The 8829-nt window shown below is 53.7% G+C and carries 4 protein-coding genes; 3 read left to right on the top strand and 1 reads right to left on the bottom strand.

Annotated elements, in window-relative coordinates; all coding sequences use genetic code 11:
- Positions 1–317: RNA-guided endonuclease TnpB family protein (locus tag J2Z70_RS15940; RefSeq protein WP_209874708.1), on the top strand; the 317-nt coding region annotated here is incomplete at its 5' end.
- An 85-nt stretch (positions 318–402) separates the two neighbouring features.
- Here the strand turns inward: J2Z70_RS15940 and J2Z70_RS15935 are convergent.
- A complete protein-coding gene (locus J2Z70_RS15935; RefSeq protein ID WP_209874705.1) occupies positions 403–1275 on the bottom strand; it encodes a hypothetical protein in 873 nt (290 codons plus the stop codon).
- Between the two features lie 324 nt (positions 1276–1599).
- On the opposite strand from J2Z70_RS15935, the gene J2Z70_RS15930 reads away from it, so the two are divergent.
- A complete protein-coding gene (locus J2Z70_RS15930) occupies positions 1600–4611 on the top strand; it encodes an alpha-amylase family glycosyl hydrolase (protein WP_209874702.1) in 3012 nt (1003 codons plus the stop codon).
- An 82-nt stretch (positions 4612–4693) separates the two neighbouring features.
- Positions 4694–8668, top strand: a complete 3975-nt coding sequence (locus tag J2Z70_RS15925) for a carbohydrate binding domain-containing protein (RefSeq protein WP_209874699.1) — start codon at positions 4694–4696, stop codon at positions 8666–8668.
- Positions 8669–8829 lie beyond the last annotated feature (161 nt).

The raw sequence follows: 8829 nt of genomic DNA, 5'->3' as shown, positions 1-8829 counted from the left end.
TAAACGAAAACCAAGTTATCGTGATGGAAGACTTACGTGTAAAGAATATGATGCAGAATCACAAACTTGCAAAAGCGATTAGCGAGGTATCTTGGAGTAAGTTCCGTTCGATGCTTGAATATAAGGCACAATGGTATGGCAGAGAACTTATTATTGCCCCTAAGCACTATGCAAGCAGTCAGCTTTGCTCCTGTTGCGGTTATAAGAACGCAGAGGTGAAGAATCTCGCCTTGCGAGAGTGGACTTGTCCAGAATGTAACGTGCATCATGATCGCGATGTAAACGCTGCTCAAAACCTACTGAAACTAGCCATGTGATATGGCAATGACTGGGCTAGGGACTAGCCTTTGAGCTTGGGTAAACTTGGAGCAGTAGCTTCATTGACCAAGAAGCCGCCACCTCTTAGGTGGATGGTAGTTCACACACGTGACCATAATCCCAATCCTGCCCGCTATAGTCCTTTTGCCAAAACTTAATGTCGGTCGGCAATACGTCCGCACGCTCAGCCGGCTTCAGGGGCAAATGATCGACAGGTGAAACCAGCTTGATGGGTTCTCCAGGTACAAGGTTACGGCTGTGGCGCAGAACTGTAATCAATTTCATTAAAGGCGGCAACCCTCTTTGGAAAAAGGAGACATGGCCAAGGTCATACAGGATGTTTAACGCGTGGGAGAAAGTCAGCATATGACCGATCAGATCATGATGTGCTTCTGCCCGGTAAATGACAGGGAAATGAGCTAATTCTTCCAGCACAAGCGAAGAAAGCTCGCCGGGCGTCGAGATGACCGGAAAGCCGTCCTCGTCTGTAACCTCCATCCTCTTCACCTCGGAAGCAGAGAAGCCAATCCATGACCGCCCCGGAATTGTCCGCTCAAACGAGCGGATAAGATCGGTTATTCCTGCAAGATCCTCCGTACTTCCCCAGCCCTTAAGTTCGTGGATGGAGAGCAGACACGATGCGCTGTAAATCACATTATGACCGACCCAGTGTAACTCATCAATCGTTGCATCGAGGGCCTCAAGTATGGCAGTTACAGCTAGCTGCTCGTCACAGACGGTACGATGTTGTATACCGTTCTCCCCAATTATCCTTTGGATCATCGCTTCGGTCTGCAAAGCTACAAGTCGGGCAAGCTCTGGTGCCGGATTATTCGTTTTAATAAAAAAATAACTGCCAATAGCGGCAGCACCAAAGTGAGCCTGCCAGATATCCCCTGTGTCTTTTTTACATGAAGAGATGATTCTTAATCCGTCCCGCAGAATGGATGGGCTCATTATAATATCGCCCCCTTATATTGCAGCATTTTTATTTATCAGTCTAACACTATATTTTCTGGAGGCAACCGGTTCCTGAAAAGCACCTGCAGCTATTCGGCTGTGCCGAATAATATTTTTTTCATGTTTTGCAGAGTCGGCAGCCCCTATAGGATGCGGCTTGTGGAAGTTATAAATTATATGTCTTGACAGCGCATACATGGACATGTTAATTTTTAGTGGGGAAACCGGTTTCCCTGCGTTAAAAAGATTGAAGTTATTGACGGCAGCTTATTCGTTACTGAAAGTGTGTTGCATTCGGTTTACATGAGAGGGAGATGAGGAATGAAAAGAAAACGTAACCGCTTGCTTGTTCCCGTTCTAATCACATCCATTGTATTGTCCATCATGATGAATCTGTTTGTCCTGCCGCCAGCCAAGGTGGAAGCAGCCAGTATTGGTACAGTAACCGAGAATGACACGATTTATCAGATTATGGTTGACCGCTTCCATGACGGGGATTCTTCCAATAATGCAACAGGCGCGGCTATCCGCTACGGGGAGAACTCGGAGGAGGACTTCCGGTATATGAAGGGCGGGGACTGGCAGGGGGTCATTGACAAGCTCCCGTATATTCACAATATGGGCTATACCGCGATCTGGATCTCACCGGTAGCCGAGCCCCAGATGACTAACCGTGAGAACAACGGTACAGGCAAGAACACTGCCTACCACGGCTACAATGTCAAAGATCCGAACAAGGCCAACCCTTACTTCGGCACCAAAGAAAAGCTGAAAGAACTTGTAGACTCCGCACATGCGCTCGGGATCAAGGTCATTATCGACGTCGTGCCTAATCACATCGGCGATTATATGCTGGGCACACAGGCGTATTATGATATCCCGGCATTGCAGCCTGCGGCCCCGTTCAATAATCCGGCCTGGTATCACCATAATGGTGACATTAACTGGTCTCTTGCCGATGGACGGTACGATCAGTGGGCTCAAGATTATCTGGAGAATCATGATCTGGGCGGTCTGGATGATATCGACTTCGATGTTCCTGCCGCCAAGCAGGCCATCTTCAGCTCGATCAAGGGCTGGTTTGACTATACGGGAGCAGATGGCGCCCGTGTCGATGCGGCCAAGCTGATGAAGCCGACCGATATCGGCGAGCTGCAAAATTTGCTGGGCGTGAACACTTTTGGGGAGAATTTCGACGGCAATGCCGAATTCGTCTCCCGCTGGGTCGGTACCAATAAGGAGTGGGGGATGCTCGACTTCCCGTTGTTCTTCTCCGTGCTGAACAGCTTCGCGTACGGGCAGTCTTTTGACGCAAATATTAAAGGTACCCTGGCTCAAGACTCCTACTACGGCGGCAACGCCAACCATATGGTTACCTTCATCGACAATCATGACCGCAACCGCTTCTTGACTGAGGCCGGGGGCAGTGTTGAGAAGCTGCAGAATGCTTTGTCCTTTATCTTCACCGTGCGCGGAACGCCTGTGGTCTTCCAGGGAACGGAGCAGAACAAGGGCAATGGCAACGGGCAGATCATGACGGGCGGCATCGCGGATACGTGGAACCGCTGGTCGATGGTGAAGCGGGATGCAAGCGGCAATGTGCTGGAGAATTATTTCAATGAGAATGCCAGTACCTTCAAGCATGTAGCCAAGCTCAATGAGATCCGCAAAAACAACCCGGCCCTGCGCACCGGCACCCAGCGCGAAATGTGGTCGGCACAGAACCTGTACGCATTCTCCCGTCGGATTGATACAGGCACGAATGTCGGCCAGGAGGTCATCTCCGCATTCAGTAATGCATCCGGCGGATCACAGACTGTGACGCTGCCGCTGCGCGCCGAGAGCACGCTTACCGCAGGCACGGTTCTGGTGAACCAGTTGAACCCCTCCGATACTGTGACCGTGCAGGCGGGCGGTGTTACCGGTAAGCAAATTACAGTTACTCTAAGTGCCAATTCGGCCAAAATCTACTCCAAAACACAGCCGGTAACCGATACGCAAGCACCAAGTGTTCCGGGAAATGTAACGGCAACTGTACAGAATGCCTCCAGCGCGCTGGTGTCCTGGTCAGCTTCCACCGATAATCTCGGGGTGAGCGGGTACGAAATCTACCGCAATGGAGTGAAAATCGGGACTTCGGCTACGACCTCTTTTACAGATAACGGACTTGTGGGCAGCACTAATTATTCTTATACGGTAAAAGCGTATGATGCCGCCATGAATCTGTCGGCCTTCAGCGCAGCCGCTCTGATCGTTACCCCTGCCGGTAACAGTGTGACAATCTACTACAAGCAGGGTTACACCAATCCGTACATTCATTACCGCCCAGTGGGCGGGACTTGGACGACATCTCCGGGTGTGGCTATTCCAGCCGCTGAGGTAGCGGGCTATCACAAAATCACCATTAACATCGGCGCAGCCACCCAGCTCGAAGCCTGCTTCAATAACGGCAGCGGCACATGGGACAGCAATGGCGGCAGTAATTATCTGTTCGGCACCGGTACCTGGACCTATACGCCTTCAGGCAATATCCAGGCAGGCGGTCCGGTAACGCCAACGGCAACGCCGACGGCTACACCAACCGTAGCACCAACAGCGACACCAACCGTGACGCCTACGGTGGCACCAACTGTAGCACCGACTGCTACACCAACTGTAGCACCGAGTGCAACACCAACAGCATCACCGACCTTAGCGCCAACGGCGACACCTGTGCCAACCGCCACTCCGGCGGGCAACACTGCGACGATCTATTACAAGAATACAGCCTTCAGTAATTCGTATATCCATTACAAGCTGGATGGGGCGACAACCTGGACGACTTCACCGGGTGTGCAGATGCAGGCCTCTACTTTCAGTGGCTACAAAGCCATTACCATTCCGCTTGGCAGCGCCACAGGTCTAACCGCAGCCTTTAATAACGGCAGCGGGACCTGGGATAACAATGGCGGGAATAACTATCATTTTGGCACCGGCAGTTCCAGTCTGGTTGGGGGAAGCTTGACCTCCGGGGAACCGCAGGCAGACAGCGTAACCTTCCGGGTTAGCGTACCGGGATCCACTCCGGCGAATGCTCCGGTCTATCTGACGGGTTCGTTCAACAGCTGGAATGCGGCAGATGCAGCCTATCTGCTGACCCGTGGCAGTGACGGCGTCTATTCCATCACCTTGAACCTTCCGGCAGGCAGCGCCGTGACGTATAAGCTGACGCGCGGAAGCTGGGGTACGGTAGAGACCGCGTCCAGCGGGGCGGATATTGCGAACCGGACGCTCACACCGGCAGGCGGAGCACAGACAGTGACACTAAGCGTGCAGCGCTGGAAGGATCAGTAAGCCGCTTGAGGGGGCGGGGGATGGATGTCCGCCGCCCCCGTTTTTTTGACGAAGAATGAACCCGATAAGAAGGAGTTGAACCATGACCAAGACCTCCAGGTCCCTGCGCAAGATTACAGCCCTGCTCCTGGGCGGGCTTCTGAGCGTTCCGGCATTAGTGTCCCCTGTCTCGGCAGAGATTGCCGCTACGCATGTCTACCATAATCATATGCCGAATTTCTGGGCTTACTATGACTTGAACACTTACAATTCCACTCCTGTAGGCAGTCCGATCCGCTATACCTACGATGGTGAAGTGATCCAACTGAAGCAGAATCCGCCCGCTGGATATCCTTATTATCTGCCGAATGGAACTCCCATGCCCCACGATGATCTGGTCTCTTACTATTCCCATCACGCCAAGACGGGCGCGTATTTAACCTGGCCCTGGAGTGTGGCGAACACGCTGCACAGCAATCATCCCCAGGCGCAGATGCATGTTACTATGTCGGGGTCCGTGGTGAACAATGTGAACAGTATTATTCAACAAGGAAATGTAAGCGGATACAATAATCCGGCCTGGGGAACCCCGTGGAAGAATGCCGTGAATCAGCTTCGGACCACAGGCGGCGACAACATGCTCGACCTGATCCATTTCTCCGGACACCATTCGATGGGACCGCTGGTCGGCAATGACTATTTGCTCAAGGATATGATCTATCATGGAGCCACGATGGCTCAGCCTTATTTCCTGGGCAGCAGCTACAAGTCGTCTAAGGGATTTTTTCCGACAGAGCTGGGGTTCTCAGAGCGGATGATCCCGGTGCTGAACAAGCTTGGCATCCAGTGGTCCGTGATCGGCAACAACCATTTCTCCCGCACCCTTAAGGATTATCCGCTGCTGGACAGTCCAGGCACAGATACGATGATCTCACCGCCCAACCGCAGCGATTTGCAGAATGTCAGTACAGCCGGAGCCTGGGTAAGTGAGCCGATGTTCAATGAGCAGCAGGTGGTCTATAATAAATATCCTTTTGCCTCAACGGCCCATTGGGTCCGTTATGTGGACCCGGCAACCGGGGCAGAATCGAGAGTGGTCGGCGTGCCTGTCGCCCAGGCGCAGTCATGGGAAGAAGGGTATCTGGGCCAGGTAAAAGCAGATGCGCTTAAGCCGTATGAGAATCTGGTCGCGCAGAAGCAGATTTTTGTCGTGGCCCATGACGGGGATAATTCTTCGGGCCGGGCCGGCTCCGAGGAGACCTGGCGCAATGCCGGGAATGTCACCTATGCCAGCAGCGGTGTGACCGGTATGGGGATCGATGAGTATCTGCGCAGCAATACACCGGCCGCATCCGATGTGGTCCATGTGCAGGACGGCTCCTGGATCGATACCCGGGATTCGTCCTCCGATCCGACCTGGTACCATTGGCATCTGCCGTTTGGGATCTGGAAAGGCCAATTCGCGGCCTTCAATCAGGTGAACGGGACTGCTTACGCCCCGAAGAAGAATCTGGCGGGTGTCGAGGAAGGCATGACGGTATCCTTCGAGAAGGGCTATCATTATCTGGAGCGTAATTTCGCACTGTTACAGGCTTCCCTGAACTATGCCAAGACCGCTGAGCAGATCTGGCTGGAGGAGCACCCGAATTATTGGAAGCCTGCGAACCCGCTGGACCGTGAGGTGACCTACGAAGGCAATCAATTGAATCCGTGGATGCTCTCCTACCCTGTAAAGGGCAACACGGCGAGTGATTACGCCGGAGGTGCCAATCCTGCTGAGCTGGCCTGGTATTTCCTGCTGCCTGCGATGGATTCGGGATTCGGCTATTACGATGAGAATGTGGATGACAGCGTGAAGCCGGCATTGTCCTTCAATCAATCGTTATACTTCTCCAAGCCCTATGTATCGCAAAAGCTGGCCAAAGACAAAACCGGCCCCTCCGTCTGGTGGCCCCAGCGTTACCCGTACAATCCGGGCAGCGCCAATGTCAGCAAGGCAGAGGGCTGGACCCTGCAGCATTACAATAATGCTTTTGCCATCTATACGTATGCCTTCGACACCAGCGGAATCAGTGACATCAAGGTGAAGGTCCGGGCACACCGTGATAAGACGGCAGACGCAGCGGATAATACCTTCAAAGTATATGATCCCGCAGGTCTGGCCGCAGCCGGAGTACCTGGTATTGAACCTGCCAAGGTTGGCACGTGGACGGAATACCCGATGAATGTCCGCGACCTGAGCGCCGATATTAACGGTGTTGACTGGCAGCCAAGCAGTAAGACGATTATGCAGAAGGTTCCGGCCACGGATATCGGGAATCTGTATTTCTCCTACATCTCCGATTACCGCGATCAGCTATTGGACTACTACATTGAAGCCAAGGATGCTAAAGGCAATGTGACCAAAAGTGATATCCAGCAGGTCTATGTCGGTGCCGGCAAATATAAGCTGGCGAACGGCAAATATACGGAGAGCATGCAAGGTACTATTGAAGGGACGCATCCGTTCATCACAGATGTGCCCGCTGTCCCGGATACTGAAGCTCCGGCTGTTCCAGGCAATTTTCAGGCCACAGTGGTTAATGCTTCTTCTATCGGGCTGACCTGGAATGCCGCTTCAGATAATATTCGTGTTACCGGCTACGAGATCTACCGCAATGGCGTCAAAATCGGAACAACAGCTTCCACCTCATATACAGACAGCGGCTTGTCAGCCAGTACAGCCTATGAATACAGAGTTAAAGCCTATGATGCCTCCGGCAACCTCTCCGGCTTCAGTGCGGCAGCAACTGCCACTACACCGGCTGGCAATAATGTAACAATCTATTATAAGCAGGGCTATTCCACTCCTTACATCCATTACCGCCCGGCTGGGGGGACATGGACGACAGCCCCAGGCGTAGCGATTCCGGCCGCTGAGGTAGCGGGCTATCACAAAATCACCATTAACATCGGCGCAGCCACCCAGCTTGAAGCCTGCTTCAACAACGGCAGCGGCACTTGGGACAGTAACGGGGGCAACAATTACCTGTTCGGCAGCGGCACCTGGACCTACACCGGGTCCGGCAAAATCCAGCCAGGCGGTCCCGCTGCGCCAACTGCATCGCCGAGTGTAGCTCCGACGGTTACACCGACCGTGGCTCCTACGGTGGCACCAACCGTAGCACCGACTGCTACACCAACTGTAGCGCCGACCGCAACACCGACAACAGTACCAACTGCGACCCCGACGACCCAGCCGAGTGCTACGCCAACGGTGGCACCGACAGTTAAACCAAGTGCAACGCCTATTGCAACTCCAAAAGCTACACCAACTGTAGCGCCGACCGCTACACCGACGGTAGCGCCGACCGCTACACCGACGGTAGCGCCGACCGCTACACCGACGGTAGCGCCGACCGCTACACCGACGGTAGCTCCGAGTGCAACACCAACCATAGCGCCAACGGCGACACCTGTGCCAACCGCCACACCGGCGGGCAACACCGCGACCATCTATTACAAGAATACGGCATTCAGTAACTCATACATTCATTACAAGCTGGATGGGGCAACCACCTGGACGACTTCACCGGGTGTGCAGATGCAGGCCTCTACTTTCAGCGGCTACAAAGCCATTATCATTCCGCTCGGCAGCGCCACAGGCCTGACCGCAGCCTTCAATAACGGCAGCGGGACCTGGGATAACAATGGCGGGAATAACTATCATTTTGGCACCGGTAGCTCCAGTCTGGCAGGGGGAAGCCTGACCTCCGGGGAACCGCAGGCGGATAGCGTAACCTTCCGGGTTAACGTACCAGGTTCGACTCCGGCGAATGCTCCTGTTTATCTGAGCGGTTCGTTCAACAGCTGGAATGCGGCAGATCCGGCCTATCTGCTGACCCGTGGCAGTGACGGCGTCTATTCCATCACCTTGAACCTTCCGGCAGGCAGCGCCGTGACGTATAAGCTGACGCGCGGAAGCTGGGGCACAGTAGAGACCGCATCCAGCGGTGCAGATATTGCGAACCGGACGCTCACTACGTCAGGCGGGTCGCAGACGGTCACACTGACCGTGCAGCGCTGGAAGGATCAGTAGCGCATGTAAGTAACAAAACGGGGCCGCCCTTTCTAAGTGGTGTAGTATGCCAATTAGGAAGGGCGTTTTCTGGTTGGAGAGGTGTGCGTGCCAAATGTAATCGAAAAACCGAACACAATGTGCACGTGCGGGGTATGCGGGCTAAATGTGTGCGGAAAACC

The organism is Paenibacillus silagei, from assembly GCF_017874735.1.
Lineage (GTDB): Bacteria > Bacillota > Bacilli > Paenibacillales > Paenibacillaceae > Paenibacillus_AQ > Paenibacillus_AQ silagei.
This window is presented reverse-complemented; position numbering and strand designations above follow the sequence as displayed.